Genomic DNA, 16303 nt, shown 5'->3' with positions numbered 1-16303 from the left:
CCCAGCATGACGAAGGGCCCCGAACCATCCGGTTCGGGGCCCTTCGCCGTGGCTCAGCTCGCCGACGGGGTGTAGGACGCGGCCTGCTCGGCCTCGCCCGGCTGCCGGACGACCTTCATGCCGCCGACGGCGGACTTGTCGGGCTGCAGGATCACCGACTGGTGGGAGGACGGGGCCTTGGGGTCGCTGAAGTCCTGGTCGACGCCGAAGCCGTTGTCGAAGGAGCTGAGGGTGAGCAGCGCCTTGTCGACGCCCTCACGGGTCAGGTCCTTGCTCTCGCACGCCTTCTTCAGGGCCTCGCCGAAGACCGACGCGGCGGTCCAGCCCGCGACGACGCCGTTGTCGAGGGAGTCCTTCGGGTAGGCCTTGCGGTAGTCGGCGACGAGCTTCTTCGCCTCGGCGGTGTCGGCGCCGATCGGCAGCGACGGGGAGGCGACCCAGTAGTTCTTCTCCAGCGCGGGGCCTGCCTGGGTGGCGAGGAGCTGGGGCGCGAAGGCCGAGTTGTTGCCGATGACGGGCACGTTCAGCTTCGCCGCCGCCGCGACGCCGACGAGGGACGCGGCCTGGCGCGGGCCCGCGCTGATCACGATGCCCTTGACGCCGGCCTTCTTCAACGCGGCGACCTGGGCGGTCATGTCGTTGTCGGTCGGCTTGATCTTCTGCTCGACGACGGTCAGCCCGGCCTTGTCGGCCATGTACTTCGAGCCCTGCAGCGCGTTCTCGCCGTAGTCGCCCTCGAAGTAGACGTGACCGAGCTTGTCGCCCTTCTGCAGGCCCTTCTCCTTCATCAGGAAGTCGATCGCGTTGATCGTCTCGATGTCGTACGTCGATCCGATGACGCGCACGTACGGGCTCCCGAGGAGATGCGCCGACCAGGCCTGCGGCAGCACCAGGCCCTTGTCCTGGCCGTCGATGCGCTGCTTGACGGCGGCGACGAACGGCGAGCCGATGAACTGGGTGAAGCCGAGCACCTTCGGGGCCAGCTCCGTGTAGCCGGCGACGGCCTTCTGCGGGTCGTAGCCGTGGTCGCGGACGGTGAGCTTCAGCTGGTAGCCGCAGATGCCGCCGTCGGCGTTGACCTGCTTCACGTACAGCTGCTGGGCCTGGGTGACGGACTTGCCGAGGGTCGCGTACACGCCGGTCATGTCGGTGAGGACGCCGAGGTCGATCGTCTTGCCGGAGATGCCCTGGCCGGTCTTGACGCCGCCCGCGCTCTGCTTGTCGTCGTCTCCCCCGTCCTTGGCCTTGGAGCTGCACGCGGCGGTCAGCGCGAGCAGTGCGGCCACGGCGGTCGCCGTGAGCGTACGGGTGCGGTTACGGGGGTTCCGGGCGGTCATGCGTCCTCCTGAGGGTGTTTCCGGGCACGGCGGGCGGCGAGCTGTACGAGTCCGCCGGGTAGGAACAGGACCACTGCGACGACGGCGGCGCCGTAGAGGTAGCGGGATGCCTCGCCCGGCGCGACGCCGCCGGTGCCGGGGGCCGAGACGAGGGGCAGGGCGTCGCTGTAGCGGGTCAGCAGCTGGGGCAGCAGCGAGACGAAGGCGGCGCCGACGACGGCGCCCGCCACGGAGCCGAGCCCGCCGATGACGATCATGGCGAGGTACTCCAGGGAGAGCGTGATGCCGAAGTAGTCGGGCACCGTCCGCTGGAAGACCAGGGCGAGCAGCACGCCGGCGAGGCCCGCGTACATCGAGGAGAGGACGAAGACGGCGCCGCGGTAGCGGGCGACCGGGACGCCGAGGACGCCGGCCGCGATCCGGTGGTCCCGGATGGCGTTCATGGCACGGCCCGGGCGGCCCCGCAGCACGCCCCGGGCGAAGAGTCCGCAGCCGAGGGTGAGGACGAGCCCCAGGTACCAGAGCTTCTCCGCGGAGCCGAACGGCACGTTCGCGACGGTGATTTCGCTCTCGTCGAAGGTGAGGCCGAACAGGCTCATGGCGGGGACGTCGCGGCCGTTGGCGCCGCCGGTCAGGTTCTCCGCGTTGAACAGGACGTGCTGCCCGATGAAGATCAGCGCGAGGGTGGCGATGCCGAGGTAGGCGCCCTTGAGGCGGCCGGCGATGGGGCTGAACAGGCCGCCCGCGACCCCGGCGACGAGCACGGCGAGGACGGCGGCGAGCCAGGGCGGCAGCCCGAGCCCGTTGATCTCCTGCCCCCGCTCCCCCGCGAACACGCAGTATCCGTACGCGCCGACGGCGAGGAAGAAGGCGTGGCCCATGGAGAGCTGGCCGGTGGCGCCGGTGAGCAGGTTGAGGCCGATGGCGCCGATGGCGGCGGCCATGGCGAACAGTCCGGCCTGCAGCCAGAAGCGGTCCAGGTAGAAGGGCAGGGCGAGCAGCAGCAGGGCGCAGGCCGTGATGACGTACGTGCGCCGGCGGGTGAGGAGGGTCTTCGCCGAACCGGCGGGCGCGGTACGGGACTCGGCCGGTTCGGCCTGGGTGGCCACGGCGTCAGACACGGGCGAGCTCCTTCGTGCCGAAGAGCCCGGAGGGCCTGAGCAGCAGGATCAGGGTCATCACGAGGTAGGGGGCGAGGTCGCCGAGCCCGCGGCCCATGAAGGCCAGTTCGCTCTGGTAGCCGGTGGCGAGGGACTCGGTGACGCCGACGATCAGGCCGCCGACGAGGGCGCCGGTGGTGGAGTCGAGGCCGCCGAGGATGGCGGCGGGGAAGGCCTTCAGCGCGGCCAGCGAGGTGGCCCGTTCCAGTCCGGGCGTCGGGAACACGGTGAGGAACAGCGCGGCGACGGCGGCGAGCCCGCCCGCCACGGCCCAGGCGCCGAGCGACACCCGGCCGAGGCGTACGCCCATCAGCGCGGCGGTCTCGCTGCTCTCGGCGGCGGCGCGCATGGCGACGCCCCACGACGTGTACCGGAAGGTGAGGAGGAAGGCCGTGATCAGCAGGGCGGCGGCCACGAACGCGGCGATCCTGGTGTGCGCGATCGACACCCCGCCGACGGTGAGCACGGCGTCGCCCCAGGGGTCGCCGAGGGTGAGGACGTCGGTGCCGAGGCGGCGGGTGAGTTCGGTGGTGAGCAGGATGTCGACGCCGATGGTGACGATGGCGAGGACGCTGTGGTCGTGTCCCCGGTAGCGCCGCATGACGAGGAACTCGACGGCGGCGCCGACGACCGCGGCGGCGGCGATGCCGACGCCGAGCGCCGGCCAGAACCCGATGTCGTCGTGGAGCGACGCGGTGACGTAGCCGCCGGCCAGCAGCAGGGAGGCGTGGGCGAAGTTGACGACCTCGGTCGCCCGGAAGATGACCACGAACCCGAGGGCGATGAGGGCGTAGACGGAGCCCATCGAGACGCCGTTGAGGAGGAGTTCGAGGAAGGTCGAGACGTCGCTCATGCGGTGGCCTCCGGCTCGTCGGGGGCGCCCAGGTAGGCCTGGATCACCGCCGGATCGTTCTGGACCTGCTCCGGGGCTCCCCCGGCGATCCTGCGGCCGAAGTCGAGGACGGTGACCTCGTCGGCGAGGCGCATGACGACTCCCATGTCGTGTTCCACCAGGACGATGGAGATGCCGAGGCTGTCGCGGACGCCCGCGATGACGGCGGCGGTGCGGCGGCGTTCGTCGGCGGTCATCCCGGCGACGGGTTCGTCGAGGAGCAGGACCCGCGGCTCCATGCACAGGGCGCGGGCCAGCTCGGCGAGCTTCTGCTGCCCGTAGGGCAACGCCCCGGTGGGCGTGGCCAGTTGGTCGGCGATGCCGACGAACTCGGCGATCTCCGTGACCCGTTCGCGGTGCCGGCGCTCCTCGCGCGCTGCCGACGGCAGCCGGAGCCCGGCGGCGACGAACCCGGCCCGGGTCAGCCGGTGCCGGCCGAGGAGCAGGCTGTCGGCGACCGTGGTGCGCGGCGGCAGGGCGAGGTTCTGGAAGATGCGGGCCACGCCGAGCCCGGCGATGCGGTGCGGGGGCAGCCCGGTGAGCTCCGTGTCGCCGAGCCGGACGCTGCCGGAGGTGGCCCGGTACACCCCGGACAGGACGTTGAAGCAGGTGGACTTGCCCGCGCCGTTGGGTCCGATGACGGCGTGCACGGTGCCGGGTCCGACGGTGAGGCTGATCGCGTCGAGGGCGGTGAGGCCGGCGAACCGCACGGTCAGCTCCTCGACGCGCAGCGCCGGTACGTCGCTCATGCGTCGCCTCCCCACTTGCGCAGCACCGGGGCGTGGGCGGCGACGGCCGTCGCGTCCGCGGCGGCGGTCTCGTCGACCACGCCCAGGTAGCGGCGGCGCACCTCGTCGGATCCGGCGAGTTCGTCGGCCGGGCCGTGCAGGGTGATCTCGCCGACCTCCAGGACGTAGGCGTGCGAGGCGAGCCGCAGGGCGAGGGCCGCGTTCTGTTCGACGAGGAGCACGGAGACCTGGCGGTCGCCCCTGGCGTTGATCTCGCGGACGGTGTCGGCGATCCGCGCGGCCATCAACGGGGCGAGTCCCAGGGAGGGTTCGTCGAGCAGGAGCAGCCGGGGAGCGGCCATCAGGGCCCGGCCGACCGCCAGCATCTGCTGCTCACCGCCGGACAGCAGCCCGGCCCGCTGGTGCGCCCGGTCGGCGAGGACCGGGAACAGTTCGTGCACGCGGCGCAGCGCGGCGGCCTTGTCGGCCCGCGAACCGGTCGCGCCGAGCGCCCCGGCGCGCAGGTTGTCGGCGACGGTCATCCGCGCGAACACCCGCCGCCCTTCCGGGACCTGGCAGATCCCGGTGGCCACCACGCGGTCGGCGGCCAGGCCGCTGATCCGGCGCCCGCCGAACCGCACCTCGCCGGATGTCACGGCCCCGCCGTGGAACCCCAGCGTGCGCGAAATGGCCCGCAGCAGCGTGGACTTGCCCGCGCCGTTGCCGCCGAGCACGGCGACGACGGCGCCCGGCGGGACCTCCAGCGTCACCGAGCGCAGCGCCCGTACGGGCCCGTAGCCGACCGACACGTCGTCGACGGCGAGCCCTTCTCCTTGTGCATCGGCCACAGCCAGCGTCCCTTCCCTGGGTCGATGGCGCTCACGACAGCACCGCGCGGGCGGCCCGTCCACGGGCGGCCCGCGAATCGCTGCGCGGGCCCAGCGCCCGCCCGCCCCCGTTGTGCGCGCGCACAAGACCCCGTGTCAGGGGCCTGCCGGGGAGCGGTGCGGGGTGGCATCCTCCGCAGAGGCGGGCGAGTCCTTTGCCGTCGCTTTACGGGTTGTTGGGGAGGGGCGATGGGCGCACGCAGGCATCGCACGGGGCAGGACTGGAAGCTCCTCAAGGAGGCGTGCACCAGCCTGCTCGACCGGGTGCCCGAGCTGGTCGACGAGCATCTGCGGCAGCTGTTCGCGTACTCGGACGTGTACGCGCGGGTGCTGTCGTACGACGCGCAGTGGCGGGAGGCCGAGGAGGCGATGCGGATCGGCATCGAGACGATCTCGGCGCCCCGCGACTCGCCGCGCAGGGACCTGGCGTACGCGGAGGACGCGGGCCGGCGCCGCGCCGGTCAGGGCCTCCCCCTCGATCTCCTGGTCCACGCGTACCGCAACGCGGGCTATCTGGTCTGGGACGCCCTGATGGAGAGCGCGGGCGGCGAACCGGCCCGGCTGTCCGCCCTCATGCGGTCGGCGACGATGGTGTGGGCGGCGGTCGACGCGCAGGCCGAGGCGGCCTCGGAGGCGTACCGGGCGACGGAGCTGGAGTTGCGGCGGCGCACCGACGAGCAGATGCAGGCGCTGCTCGACGCGCTGCTGGAGGGCCGTCCGACGCCGGGGCTCGCCGCGCGCGCCGCGGCCGGACTCGACCTTCCCGAGCACGGTCCTTACGCGGTGGTCGTGCTGCGGGTGGAGCGCCGGGACGCCCGCGAGGCGTTCCACCGGCGGATCCAGGATCCGGGGTTCCGGTTCGTCTGGCGGATGCGGGCGGACTGCGAGGTCGGGGTGGTGGGGCTCGGCGCGGACCGCACCCTCGACGACGTGTCGGCGCTGCTCGACGGGCGCTGCCCCGGCCCCGGCGGGCTCAGTCCGGTCGTCACGGGACTCGCCGAACTCGGCCATGCCCGTCGGCTCGCCGAACTCGCCCTGCGCACCTGCCCTCCGGACACGACCGGTGTGGTCCGGCTCGACCGGCGGATGCCGACGGCCCTCGTGGTGAGCCAGCCGGATCTGGCGCAGCGCCTGGTCTCCGGCGTCTTCGGCGAGCTCCTCTCCCTGGAGCCGGCCGACCGGGCCGTGCTCCTGGAGACGCTCGACGCGTGGCTCTCCTGCGAAGGTTCCGCGGGGCGGGCGGCCGGGCGTCTGTACTGCCACCGCAACACGGTCTTCAACCGCCTGCGACGCCTAGAACAACTCACGTCCCGGTCGCTGTCACGCCCCCGGGACCTGATGGAGATGACACTGGCCCTGGACGCGTACCGGCTGTCGCCGGGTTAGCGGGTCCCGGGTCGTTCTTCGTGTGCGGGCCGGTGGGGGCTGGTCGCGCAGTTCCCCGCGCCCCTGAAAGACCGACTGCGTCTGCCCCATGCGATGCGTCGCGGAGCGCGGGTTGGTGGGGCTTCTCGCGCAGTTCCCCGCGCCCCTGGAGGTGCGCACTTCGTGCGCGACCTCCAGGGGAGAGGGCCGCAGGCCTTCAGGGGCGCGGGGAACTGCGCGAGAAGCCCCCACCGGCCCGCAGGGGAAGGTGGCCCGCCCCGGTTCAGGGCAAGTAGTCCGTGGCGATCCGCGCAGCGACGTCCTCCAGGATCGGGCCCGCCTCCGCGATGCAGCGCGCCACATCCGGCTCCACCTCGGTCAGCGGGTACGCACGGCGGATCCCGGCCCGACCGAGCGCCGCGGGATCGAGGGCGAGCCGGCCGCAGACGGCGACGACCTCGACCCCGGCCGCCCGGGCCGCCGCAGCGACTCCGGCCGGCGCCTTGCCGTGCAGCGTCTGCTCGTCCAGCGACCCCTCACCCGTGATGACGAGCGTGGCCCGCGCCAGCGCCGGCGCGAAGCCGAGGACGTCGAGCATCACCTCGATCCCGGGCCGGAAGCTCGCGCCGAGGCCGACCAGCGCCCCGTACCCGATACCGCCGGCGGCACCCGCCCCGGGCGACTCCGCGTACTCCAGGGCCTGCGGCCCGGCCGACTCGGCCAGCACCTTCGCGAAGTGGCCGAGCGCCGCGTCCAGCTCGGCGACGTCGTCGGGGCTCGCACCCTTCTGCGGACCGTAGACCGCGGGCGCGCCCTTGGGCCCGGTGAGCGGGTTGTCGACGTCGCTGGCCAGCACGATCTCGACGTCGGCGAGGCGCGGGTCGAGGCTGGACAGGTCGGCCGAGGCGAGCGCGGCCAGGGCGCCGCCGCCGGGTCCGACCGGCTCGCCCGCGGCGTCCAGGAACCGTGCGCCGAGCGCGGCGAGCATGCCCGCGCCGCCGTCGGTGGTGGCGCTGCCGCCGACCCCGAAGACGATCGAGCGGGCGCCCGCGTCGAGCGCCGCGGCGATGACCTCGCCGGACCCGTACGTGGTCGACGTCAGCGGGGCGAAGACCCCGTCGGGCAGCAGCTGCAGCCCGGACGCCTCCGCCATCTCCACGACGGCCGTGCCCTCGCGCAGCGCGTACGCGGCGGTGACCGGCTCGCCCAGCGGCCCGGTGACCCGGACCTCATGGCGCTCGAACCCGGCGGCGACCGCCGCCGCGACGGTCCCGTCGCCGCCGTCCGCGACCGGCACGGACTCGACCGTGACTCCGGGCGCGATCCGGTGCAGCCCCGCCGTCACACGCTGTGCGACCTGCACCGCGGTGAGCGAGCCCTTGAACTTGTCCGCCGCGATCAACACGTGCCGCGCGGCCTGTGCAGCGTCCGCCACCTTGCTCCCCTTGCTGTTCGGGCCTTGCTCGCGTCAAGGCAGTCGCGCCGCTGCGACCTTAACCGCAGGAGGGGTCCGCTGCCCATGGCCGTCCGTCCCGCGAAACGGCGCGCCCAGCCCGAAAATGCCTCTATTACCGGCCATAGTGGGTCGCCATGAGTACGGAAATGATCGATCAGCCGGGTCCCGACGGGCCCGCACCCGGCACCCCCGCCGCGTCCCGCGACGACTCCCCCGACCTCACCGTCGTCGCGATCGGTCTGGTCACGGTGCTCGCGGTCGTGGCGTGGGCGGCGCTGGGGACGTCGTCCTTCGAGAGCGCGACGGACACGGCGCTGTCCTGGGTCCTGGACAACTTCGCCTGGCTGTTCGTGATCGCCGCCGATGTGTTCCTGGTGCTGTGCGTGGTCCTCGCGCTCAGCCGGTTCGGCCGGATCCGGCTGGGCCGCGACGACGCGGAGCCGGAGTTCACCACCCTCGCCTGGATCGCGATGATGTTCAGCGCGGGCATGGGCATCGGCTTGATGTTCTACGGGGTCGGGGAGCCGCTCACGCACTACCTCAACCCGCCGCCGGCGAGCGGAGCCCAGCCGCGCACGGGTGGCGCCGCGCTCGTGGCGATGGAGTACTCGTTCTTCCACTGGACGCTGACGCCGTGGGCGATCTACGGCATCGCGGGCCTCGCGCTGGCGTACGCGGGTTTCCGCAAGGGCCGCGGGAACCGGTTGAGTTCGGTGTTCGTACCGCTCATCGGCGAGGCCAGGGCGGCCGGCTGGCCCGGCCGGATCATCGATCTGCTGGCCGTCTTCGCGACGGTCTTCGGCACCGCGACCAGCCTCGGGGTGGGCGCGCTCCAGGTGGCGACGGGCCTCCACCTCACCACCGGCCTGACCAGTTCGACGACGGTCCAGCTGGTGATCATCGTCGCGCTGGGCGCCGCCTTCGTCGGGTCCGCGTTCTCCGGGCTGCACCGGGGCGTGAAGTGGCTGAGCACGATGAACATCGTGCTGGCGGCCTGTCTGATGGTGTTCGTGTTCGTGCTGGGCCCGACCGTGTACATCCTCGACGCGATCCCGGCGAGCGTCGGCGGCTATCTGCACGAGCTCGTGCCGATGGCGTCGCGCACGGGCGCGTTCACGGATCCGGCGTGGCTCGGCGCGTGGACGATCTTCTACTGGGCGTGGTGGCTGTCGTGGGCGCCGTTCGTGGGGACGTTCATCGCCCGGATCTCCCGGGGGCGGCGCATCCGCGAGTTCCTGGTCGGGGTGCTCCTGGTGCCGAGCGGGGCGACTGTCGTGTGGTTCTGCGTGATGGGCGGCACCGGCATCCGGCTGGACGCGACCGGCCGCGTCGACATGGCGGCGAAGGCGTCGCAGGGCACGGAGGCGTCGCTGTTCGCGATGCTGGACGCGCTGCCGCTGGGCACGATCACCTCGTGGGTCGCGGTTCTCCTGATCATGACGTACTTCGTCACGAGCGCGGACTCGGCGTCCCTGGTGATGGGTTCGCTGACCAGCCGGGGCGCGCTGCACCCGCGGACCTGGCTGGTGGTGACGTGGGGCGTGCTGATGGCGGCGGTCGCGGCGGTGCTGCTGGTGGCGGGCGGCCTCGAATCGCTGCAGAGCGCGACCATCCTCGTGGCGCTGCCGTTCGTCGTGGTGATGCTGGCGCTGTGCTGGGCGCTGCTCAAGGAACTGCGCGAGGACCCGGGCGCGGGCCCGGCGCGCGGCCACGCGCTGCACGGGCTGCGGGACGCGGTGCGGGCGATGGTCGGTGACGCGATCACCGAGCGCGCCCCGCACTCCCCGGGGGCGGCCGAGTCCCGTGGCCAGGACGACAGTTGATGTAGGGAAGCGGGTAGACCGGACACATGACAGCGACACGCCCCCAGCTCACCGAACACGACCTCGCCGACCGGGTGCTCGGCGGCTGGCTCGGCCGGATCGCGGGCAACATGCTCGGCAAGCCGGTCGAGCAGGGCGAGGTGTGGACGCGTGAGCGCATCGACCGCTACCTGCGCCAGGCCGAGGCCCTGCCGCTCACCGACTATCTGCCCGAGCCCCCGTCGGACGACGTGGAGTCGGCGCTGCGTCCGGAGTGGCGCCAGTGTGTCCGCGGCCGGATCCACGGCAGTTGCCGGGACGACGACGTGGACTACGCGGTGCTCGGTCTGCACCTCCTGGAGACCCACGGCTTCGCCTTCACGACGGAGCAGGTCGGGGAGGTGTGGCTGCTGCGGCTGCCGTACCTGCAGACGTTCACGGCGGAGCGCGCGACGTACCGGAACCTGGCGAACGGCCTGAAACCGCCGCTCACGGCGACGTACGACAACCCCTACCAGGAGTGGATCGGCGCGCTGATCCGGGCGGACGTCTTCGGCTGGACGTGCCCGGGGGCGCCGCGCCGGGCCGCCTCCCTGGCCCGCCGGGACGCGGTCCTGTCGCACACGGGCAACGGCGTGTACGGCGCGATGTGGGCGGCGGCCCTGATCTCCGCCGCGTTCACGGCCCCGACGCCGCGCGCCGCCCTCGACGCGGCGCTCGCGGTGATCCCCGCGAGCAGCCGGCTGGCCCGCGTCGTGCGCCGCGCGATCTCGCTCCACGACTCCCGCCTCACCTGGGAGGAGACCCTCGCCACGGTGGAGGAGGAGACGGGCGGCCTGGGCTGGATCCACACCGTCCCGAACGCCGCGGTGATCACGGCCGGACTCCTGTACGGCGACGGGGACTTCACCCGCACCGTGACACTGACGGTGCGCGGCGGCCTCGACACGGACTCCAACGGGGCGACGGCCGGTTCGGTGGCCGGGGTGCTGTGCGGGGCGGAGGCGGTCCCGGCGCAGTGGAAGGAGCCGCTGGAGGACCGGGTGCGCAGCGCGGTGTTCGGCTTCGACGGCGTACGCATCAGCGAACTGGCGGCGCGCACCGTGGAGTTGGCCGGCCGCCCGGACGCGACCTGACCCTCCCCGGCTTTTCGGCAACGCCGCGAGCGTGCGTGCCAGGCGCCGCGGGGCAGACGGGAGTGTGACGACAGGCCCTAGCCGTGCTCCTCGCCCTGGGCCACTTCCACCTGGTGGTGGACGCCGACGAGTGCGGTGGTCGCGGCGCCCGTCGAGAGGAGGGCGCCGACGGCGAGGGCGACGGCGATGCCGCGGGACGCGCGGGGGCGGCCGGGGGCGAGGAGGGCGGTGACCCGGCGCGGCACGGGCCCGGTCGTGGCCGCGGGCGCGAAGTCGGGGCGGACGGACGGGGTCGCGCTGCCGGCGAGGGCGGCCCGCGCGATGGCCCGTGCCGTGAGACCGCGGTCACCGACGGCGCGGGCGGCGTCCTCGTCGGCGGCGCGCTCGGCGGCGAACCGGATGTCGGCCCGCACGGCGCGCAGCGCGGGATGGCAGTGCGCGGCGAGTTCGGCGACGCCCAGGAAGTAGTGGTGGCCCGCCCGGTTGTGGGCGCGCTCGTGGGCGAAGAGGGCCTCGCGCTCGGCGGCGCCGAGGCTGCGCAGCATCGCGGTCGTGACGACGATGCGGTGCGGCCGGCCGGGCAGCGCGTACGCGTCGGGGTGCGGCGACTCGACGACGCACAGGTCGCCCGCGGCGGGGCGCCGGCCCGCCTGGGTGCGGGCGGTGCGGAACGCGCCGAACTGCCGCAGCGCGGAGCGCCCGAGCGTGCCGGCGCTGAGCGCGAGCGCCCCGGTCGCCAGCGCGGCGGCGGGCAGCACGAGGAGGTCGGAGGGGGTGCGCAGCGGGTGGATCAGTTCGCCGAGCGCGGCGAACAGCGGCAGCTTGAGGAGCCCGGTGAGGACGAGGGCGCCCAGGGCCGCGGCGCACGATCCGGCGAGCGCGAGCGCGCACCCGGTGAGGATCCACAGCGCGCGGGCGGGCGCGAGCCGGTCCAGGGCGCGCCGGGCGAGCGGCGGCGCCGCGAACGGCAGCGCCAGCGGCACCAGGAGCAGGGCGAGCAGCAGGACGGTCACCGTTCGTCGGCCTCCAGGAGGCGGCGCAGCACCTCTTCGTCGCCGGGGTCGAGCTGCGCGACGAAGCGGGCCAGTACGGTCTCGCGGTCGGTGTCGCGGTCCAGTTCGGTGTGCATCCGGCGGGCTGTCAGGCCGGCGGCGTCCTGCACGGGGAAGTAGGCGTAGCCGCGGCCCTGCCGCGCCCGGTCGACGATCCCCTTCTCGTAGAGCCGGGTCAGGATCGTCGTCACGGTCGTGCGGGCCAGGCCGGAGGCGAGCTCGCCCTGGACCTGCCCGGGCGTGAGCGGCGCGCCCGCGGCCCACAGGGCGGCCAGCACGGCGGCCTCCAGCTCGCCGGCCGGCCGGCGTTCGTCCATCGCGTCGGTCATGGGAACGATCCTCACCCCACTATCGTCTACAGTGCAGTAGACCGTCTACAGGATTGTAGTCACCAGCTTCTGTCGAGGCGAAGGATCCCGCCGATGACCGCACCCCTTGCCCTCCCCCTATCGTCGCAGCTCGCCGTGAACGTGCTCGACGCCCAGTCCCTCCTGACCGCGTTCGGGGTGCTGGGCGTCGGTGTGGTGCTGTTCGCCGAGACGGGGCTGCTGATCGGGTTCTTCCTGCCCGGCGACTCGCTGCTGTTCACGGCGGGGCTGCTGTGCACCGGCGGGGCGGGGCGCGGTGTGCACCTGTCGCTCGGCCCGCTCCTCCTCGCCGCCGCCGTCGGCGCGCTCGCGGGCGCGCAGTGCGGCTTCGTACTGGGGCGCAGGGCGGGCGGCGCGCTGCTGGCCCGCAGCCGGTCGCGGCGGCTGGCGGCGGGGGCGCGGCGCGCCGAGGAGCTGCTCGGGCGGTACGGGCACGCGAAGGCGATCGTCCTGGCACGGTTCGTGCCGGTGGTGCGCACGGTGCTGAACCCGCTGGCCGGGGCGCTGGGGGTGCCCGCCAGGACCTTCACGCTCTGGCAGGTCGCGGGCGGTCTGGTGTGGAGCATCGGACTGACCCTGGCCGGGTACGCGCTGGGCTCCTCGATCCCGGACGTGGACCGCTATCTGCTGCCCCTGGTCGCGGTGATCGTGGTCCTGTCGCTGCTCCCGCTCGCCGCCGAACTGCTGCGCTCGCGCCGCAGCGCCAAGACCGAGGAGGCCCACGGATGACATCCCTCACGACGCTCGCCCTCGACGGTTCGTCGGTCGACGGGGGCGCCTACCGGGACGTGACGCGCCTGGCCGCGCACGCGCCCGGCTGGCTCGACGACGCGGTGTCCGCCTGGTCGGCGTACGGGCTCGCGGTGTTCGCCGCGCTGATGGTCGTGGCCTGGTGGCGGGCGCGGCGGTCCGGGCCCACGGCCGCGCTCGCGGCGCTGGCGGTGCCGGTGGTGGTCGTGGTGGCGTACGCGCTGAACGACGTACTGAAGCTGCTGGTGCGCGAGGACCGGCCGTGCCGGAGCCTGCACGTCGCCACGCTGGAGGCGTGCCCGGCGCCCGGCGACTGGTCCTTCCCCAGCAACCACGCGGCGATCGCCGCCGCGGCGGCGGTGGCGCTGCTGTGCGTGTCCCGGCGGCTCGGGGCCGTCGCCGTGGTGGCGGCGTGTGCGATGGGGGCGTCCCGGGTCTGGGTCGGCGCCCACTACCCGCACGACGTGGTGGCGGGGCTGCTGACGGGCGCCGTCGTCGGCGCGCTGCTGATGGCGGTGGTGCGCCGGTGGCCACGGCGGCTCGCGGACCGGCTCACCGTGACACGGCTGCGCCTGCTGCTGGTGGCGTGACGTGGCCGGGGGACGGACGCGCCGCGGCGACGTCGCGGACCTGGCGGGGAGCGTGGGACTCGGCGCGTGGGCCGGGTTCGGGGTGCTGACCATGATCGTGGTCGGCGGCGACGGCACTCCGATGACCTGGGACGCCGCGGCACTGTCGTGGTCCGTCGGCCACCGGACCGCCGTCGCGGTGGCGTTGGCCCGCGGGCTCACCGCGACGGGGACGGGCGTCGTCGCGTACGGGCTGGTGATCCTGGCCGGGATCCTGCTGGGCCGCACCGCCCGGCACCGGCTGGCCTGGGCCGCGCTCGCCGTGGGCTGCCTCGCCGCGGGGCAGGCCGTACGGTTCGGCCTGATGACGCTGGTGCACCGGCAGCGGCCTGCACAGGCGGACTGGCGGACGGCCGCGTCGGGCTGGTCCTTCCCCTCCGGGCACACCACGACGGCCGCCCTGACCGCCGGGCTGCTCGTCGTCGCCCTGCTGCTGCGCGCCCCGCGCGGCCGGGCGCCGCTGGTCGCGGTGGTGGCCTGCTGGGGTCTGCTGGTCGGCCTGACCCGGGTCTACCTGGGCGTGCACTGGCTCTCCGACGTGCTCGGCGGCTGGCTGCTCGGCGTCGGCTGGCTGGGGCTGTGTCTGTGTGCGGCGGCCTGGTGGCTGCCGGACCGTCTCGTCGCGGGCGCGACCGGTCGCGCCCCCTTGCCGCTGGAGGACCGTGCGCCACAGGATTCTGCTGGTGGAGGACGATCACGCCCTGCGTGACGTACTGGTGCGTGGGCTGCGCGACGAGGGCTTCGACACGGTGTGCGCGCCCGACGGCGCGACCGCGCTGCGGCTGTCGACCGACGGGGTGGCGGCCGCCGTGCTCGACGTCGGGCTGCCCGACGCGGACGGGCGGGACGTGTGCCAGGCGATGCGGGCGAACGGGTTCCGGTCCCCCGTCGTCTTCCTGACGGCCCGTCATGGGATCGCGGACCGGCTCGCCGGGTTCGCGGCGGGCGGCGACGACTACCTGCCCAAGCCGTTCCACCTCGCCGAGCTCGCGGCCCGGCTGCGCGCCGCGCTGCGCCGGGCCGGGACCGGCCCCGCGGCCGTCGCAGGGGACCTGGCCCTGGACCCGGTCGCGCACCGCTGCACCGTGCACGGCCGCCCGGTCGACCTCACGCCCACCGAGTTCCGGCTGCTGGCCACGCTGCTCGCGGCGTCCGGCGACCTGGTGCGGCGTCGCGAGCTGGTCCGGGCGGGCTGGCCCGAGGGCGCGCGGGTCAGCGACAACACGCTCGACCAGTACCTGACCCGGCTGCGCCGCAAGCTGCGCGCGGCGGACAGCGCCCTGACGATCGGCACGGCCCGCGGGATCGGCCACCGCCTGTCATGAACCGCCGCGCCTCCGCCAACCGCCTCATCAGGAAAGGCCGCTCGCCGCGCACGCTGCGCGGCCGGCTCTCCCTGGTGGCGCTCACCGCCGCCACGCTCGTGATGGTGCTGCTCACTCTCGTGTTCAACGCCGTGGCGCGCGAGCACCTGCACCACCAGGCCGACGACACCCTGCGCACGCGCGCCGCGGCGGCCGCCACCACCGTCGACACCGGCCACGTCCCCGTACGCGTCCTGGAGACCGCCGACGACCAGCTCCTCGACGCGAACGTATGGATCTACGACGGGGCCCGGCTGCTCGAACAACCTCCTTCCCCCGCACCGCGGTTGACCCGGATCGCCGCGCACCTCGCCGGGCCCGGCGGGCGGCGCTGCGTCACCGCCGACGAGCCGGCCGGGGTCCGGCTGTGCGCCAGGGCCGTGGCCCACACCGGTGGGGCGGTCACCGTCGTCACCGCCCTCGACCTGGCGCCCTACCGGAGCTCGGCCGACACCCTGCTGCTCGGCTCGCTCGCCCTCGACGCGGTCATGCTCGGCTGCACCTACGCCGTGACGCGCCTGGCCGTCGGGCGCGCCCTGCGCCCGGTCCACGCCATGACCGAGCAGGCCGCGCAGTGGAGCGCGGTGACCTCCGACGCCCGTTTCTCGGACGCCGGTCATCCGGCCGAACTCGGCCGTCTCGGCGGCTCGTTGGACGCGCTCCTGGACCGGATCCGCGCGCTGCTGCGCCATGAGCGGCAGCTGACCGGGGAGCTCTCGCACGAACTGCGCACCCCGCTGAGCCGGATCGTCGCGGAGGTGGACTGGCTGCGCTCCCGCCCGCGGTCCGCCGCCGAGCTCCGCACCGGACACGCGGCGATCGACGCCGCCGCGCAGTCCATGCGCACCATCTGCGACACCCTCCTGGACGAGGCCCGCGCCACCGGTTCCGGCGGCGGCACGACCACCGGCACGTCCGACACCCTGGAGACCCTGCGCACCATCACCCAACTCACTTACACTCCCGGCCACTTGAGGCTCTCGGTCGAGGCTGCGGCGGAACGCCCACCGCGGGCCGGGATCTCCCCCGCCCTCCTCGAACGCGTCGTCAGCCCCCTGCTCACCAACGCCCTGCGCCACGCCCGCACCCACGTCGTCGTCCGCGTCGGCGGCGAGCCGGGCCGGGTCCGCATCGACGTCACCGACGACGGCCCCGGCGTGCCCGCCGCGTTCACCGGGCAGTTGTTCCGGCCGGGACAGCGCGCCGACCCGCACGACGGTCACCACGGCGCGGGACTCGGCCTCCCCCTCGCCCGCCGCCTGGCACGCTCCGCCGGAGGCGACGTCACCCACGACCCCGGCCACACTCCCGGCGCACGCTTCACGGTCACGCTGCCGCCCGGCTGACCACGGATGCCCCGGCAGGCACTTCGCCGTC

Annotated in this window: 16 protein-coding genes and 1 pseudogene; 8 read left to right on the top strand and 9 right to left on the bottom strand. The window is 74.2% G+C overall.

The genetic code is table 11. The features are described 5' to 3' along the window. Positions 1-53: 53 nt before the first annotated feature. From M4J07_RS30355 to M4J07_RS30335, 6 genes and pseudogenes are all read right to left on the bottom strand, one after another. A complete protein-coding gene (locus M4J07_RS30355) occupies positions 54-1337 on the bottom strand; it encodes an ABC transporter substrate-binding protein (protein ID WP_255976898.1) in 1284 nt (427 codons plus the stop codon). Then, positions 1334-2458: a branched-chain amino acid ABC transporter permease gene (locus tag M4J07_RS30350; RefSeq protein ID WP_374215113.1), complete on the bottom strand. Its 1125-nt coding sequence runs from the start codon at positions 2456-2458 to the stop codon at positions 1334-1336. Before M4J07_RS30350 ends, M4J07_RS30355 begins: the two co-directional genes overlap by 4 nt. After that, positions 2451-3350 (bottom strand): branched-chain amino acid ABC transporter permease, encoded by a 900-nt coding sequence (locus M4J07_RS30345; protein ID WP_255976896.1) that lies wholly within the window; start codon positions 3348-3350, stop codon positions 2451-2453. The genes M4J07_RS30350 and M4J07_RS30345 overlap by 8 nt, the downstream gene beginning before the upstream one ends. Then, the gene (locus tag M4J07_RS48705) at positions 3347-3484 is read right to left on the bottom strand and encodes a hypothetical protein (RefSeq protein ID WP_445276306.1); all 138 of its coding nucleotides are present in this window, start codon (positions 3482-3484) and stop codon (positions 3347-3349) included. The genes M4J07_RS30345 and M4J07_RS48705 overlap by 4 nt, the downstream gene beginning before the upstream one ends. 165 nt (positions 3485-3649) lie before the next feature. Further along, positions 3650-4114, bottom strand: a pseudogene (locus M4J07_RS48700) (ATP-binding cassette domain-containing protein); the annotation flags it as partial. Between the two features lie 20 nt (positions 4115-4134). Further along, entirely contained in the window at positions 4135-4965 is an 831-nt protein-coding gene (locus tag M4J07_RS30335) for an ABC transporter ATP-binding protein (RefSeq protein WP_255976892.1), read from the bottom strand. A gap of 228 nt (positions 4966-5193) precedes the next feature. Between M4J07_RS30335 and M4J07_RS30330 the strand changes: the two genes are divergently transcribed. Then, positions 5194-6390: a PucR family transcriptional regulator gene (locus tag M4J07_RS30330; RefSeq protein WP_255976890.1), complete on the top strand. Its 1197-nt coding sequence runs from the start codon at positions 5194-5196 to the stop codon at positions 6388-6390. Positions 6391-6652: 262 nt separating this feature from the next. On the opposite strand, the gene M4J07_RS30325 is transcribed toward M4J07_RS30330, so the two are convergent. Further along, positions 6653-7804 carry a glycerate kinase gene (locus M4J07_RS30325; protein WP_255976888.1) on the bottom strand — a complete coding sequence of 384 codons (1152 nt, stop codon included), beginning with the start codon at positions 7802-7804 and terminating at the stop codon, positions 6653-6655. A 155-nt stretch (positions 7805-7959) separates the two neighbouring features. On the opposite strand from M4J07_RS30325, the gene M4J07_RS30320 reads away from it, so the two are divergent. Both M4J07_RS30320 and M4J07_RS30315 read left to right on the top strand, forming a co-directional pair. After that, positions 7960-9648: a BCCT family transporter gene (locus M4J07_RS30320; RefSeq protein ID WP_255976886.1), complete on the top strand. Its 1689-nt coding sequence runs from the start codon at positions 7960-7962 to the stop codon at positions 9646-9648. Between the two features lie 26 nt (positions 9649-9674). Next, complete coding sequence (locus tag M4J07_RS30315) at positions 9675-10763, top strand: ADP-ribosylglycohydrolase family protein (RefSeq protein WP_255976884.1); 1089 nt, start codon at positions 9675-9677, stop codon at positions 10761-10763. Between the two features lie 77 nt (positions 10764-10840). Here the strand turns inward: M4J07_RS30315 and M4J07_RS30310 are convergent, their stop codons facing one another. Together M4J07_RS30310 and M4J07_RS30305 are read right to left on the bottom strand one after the other, a co-directional pair. Then, positions 10841-11764, bottom strand: coding sequence for a M48 family metalloprotease (locus M4J07_RS30310; protein ID WP_255976921.1), 924 nt, complete (start codon positions 11762-11764; stop codon positions 10841-10843). Positions 11765-11772: 8 nt separating this feature from the next. Continuing rightward, positions 11773-12144 (bottom strand): BlaI/MecI/CopY family transcriptional regulator, encoded by a 372-nt coding sequence (locus M4J07_RS30305; RefSeq protein ID WP_255976882.1) that lies wholly within the window; start codon positions 12142-12144, stop codon positions 11773-11775. A 93-nt stretch (positions 12145-12237) separates the two neighbouring features. Here M4J07_RS30305 and M4J07_RS30300 point away from each other — a divergent pair, with 93 nt between their 5' ends. The 5 genes from M4J07_RS30300 to M4J07_RS30280 are packed head-to-tail and all read left to right on the top strand — an operon-like array spanning position 12238 to position 16272. Then, on the top strand, positions 12238-12912 hold the full coding sequence (locus M4J07_RS30300) for a DedA family protein (RefSeq protein ID WP_255976880.1): 675 nt from the start codon (positions 12238-12240) through the stop codon (positions 12910-12912). Beyond that, the gene (locus tag M4J07_RS30295) at positions 12909-13523 is read left to right on the top strand and encodes a phosphatase PAP2 family protein (protein WP_255976878.1); all 615 of its coding nucleotides are present in this window, start codon (positions 12909-12911) and stop codon (positions 13521-13523) included. Before M4J07_RS30300 ends, M4J07_RS30295 begins: the two co-directional genes overlap by 4 nt. A 1-nt stretch (position 13524) precedes the next feature. Then, positions 13525-14271, top strand: a complete 747-nt coding sequence (locus M4J07_RS30290; protein ID WP_255976876.1) for a phosphatase PAP2 family protein — start codon at positions 13525-13527, stop codon at positions 14269-14271. Continuing rightward, entirely contained in the window at positions 14225-14887 is a 663-nt protein-coding gene (locus M4J07_RS30285; protein WP_255976874.1) for a response regulator transcription factor, read from the top strand. Before M4J07_RS30290 ends, M4J07_RS30285 begins: the two co-directional genes overlap by 47 nt. Beyond that, positions 14884-16272, top strand: a complete 1389-nt coding sequence (locus M4J07_RS30280) for a sensor histidine kinase (protein ID WP_255976872.1) — start codon at positions 14884-14886, stop codon at positions 16270-16272. The genes M4J07_RS30285 and M4J07_RS30280 overlap by 4 nt, the downstream gene beginning before the upstream one ends. Positions 16273-16303 lie beyond the last annotated feature (31 nt).

The organism is Streptomyces longispororuber, from assembly GCF_024448165.1.
Lineage (GTDB): Bacteria > Actinomycetota > Actinomycetes > Streptomycetales > Streptomycetaceae > Streptomyces > Streptomyces longispororuber_A.
The sequence above is the reverse complement of the archived record's forward strand: the minus strand, read 5'-3'. Positions and strand labels throughout refer to the sequence as shown.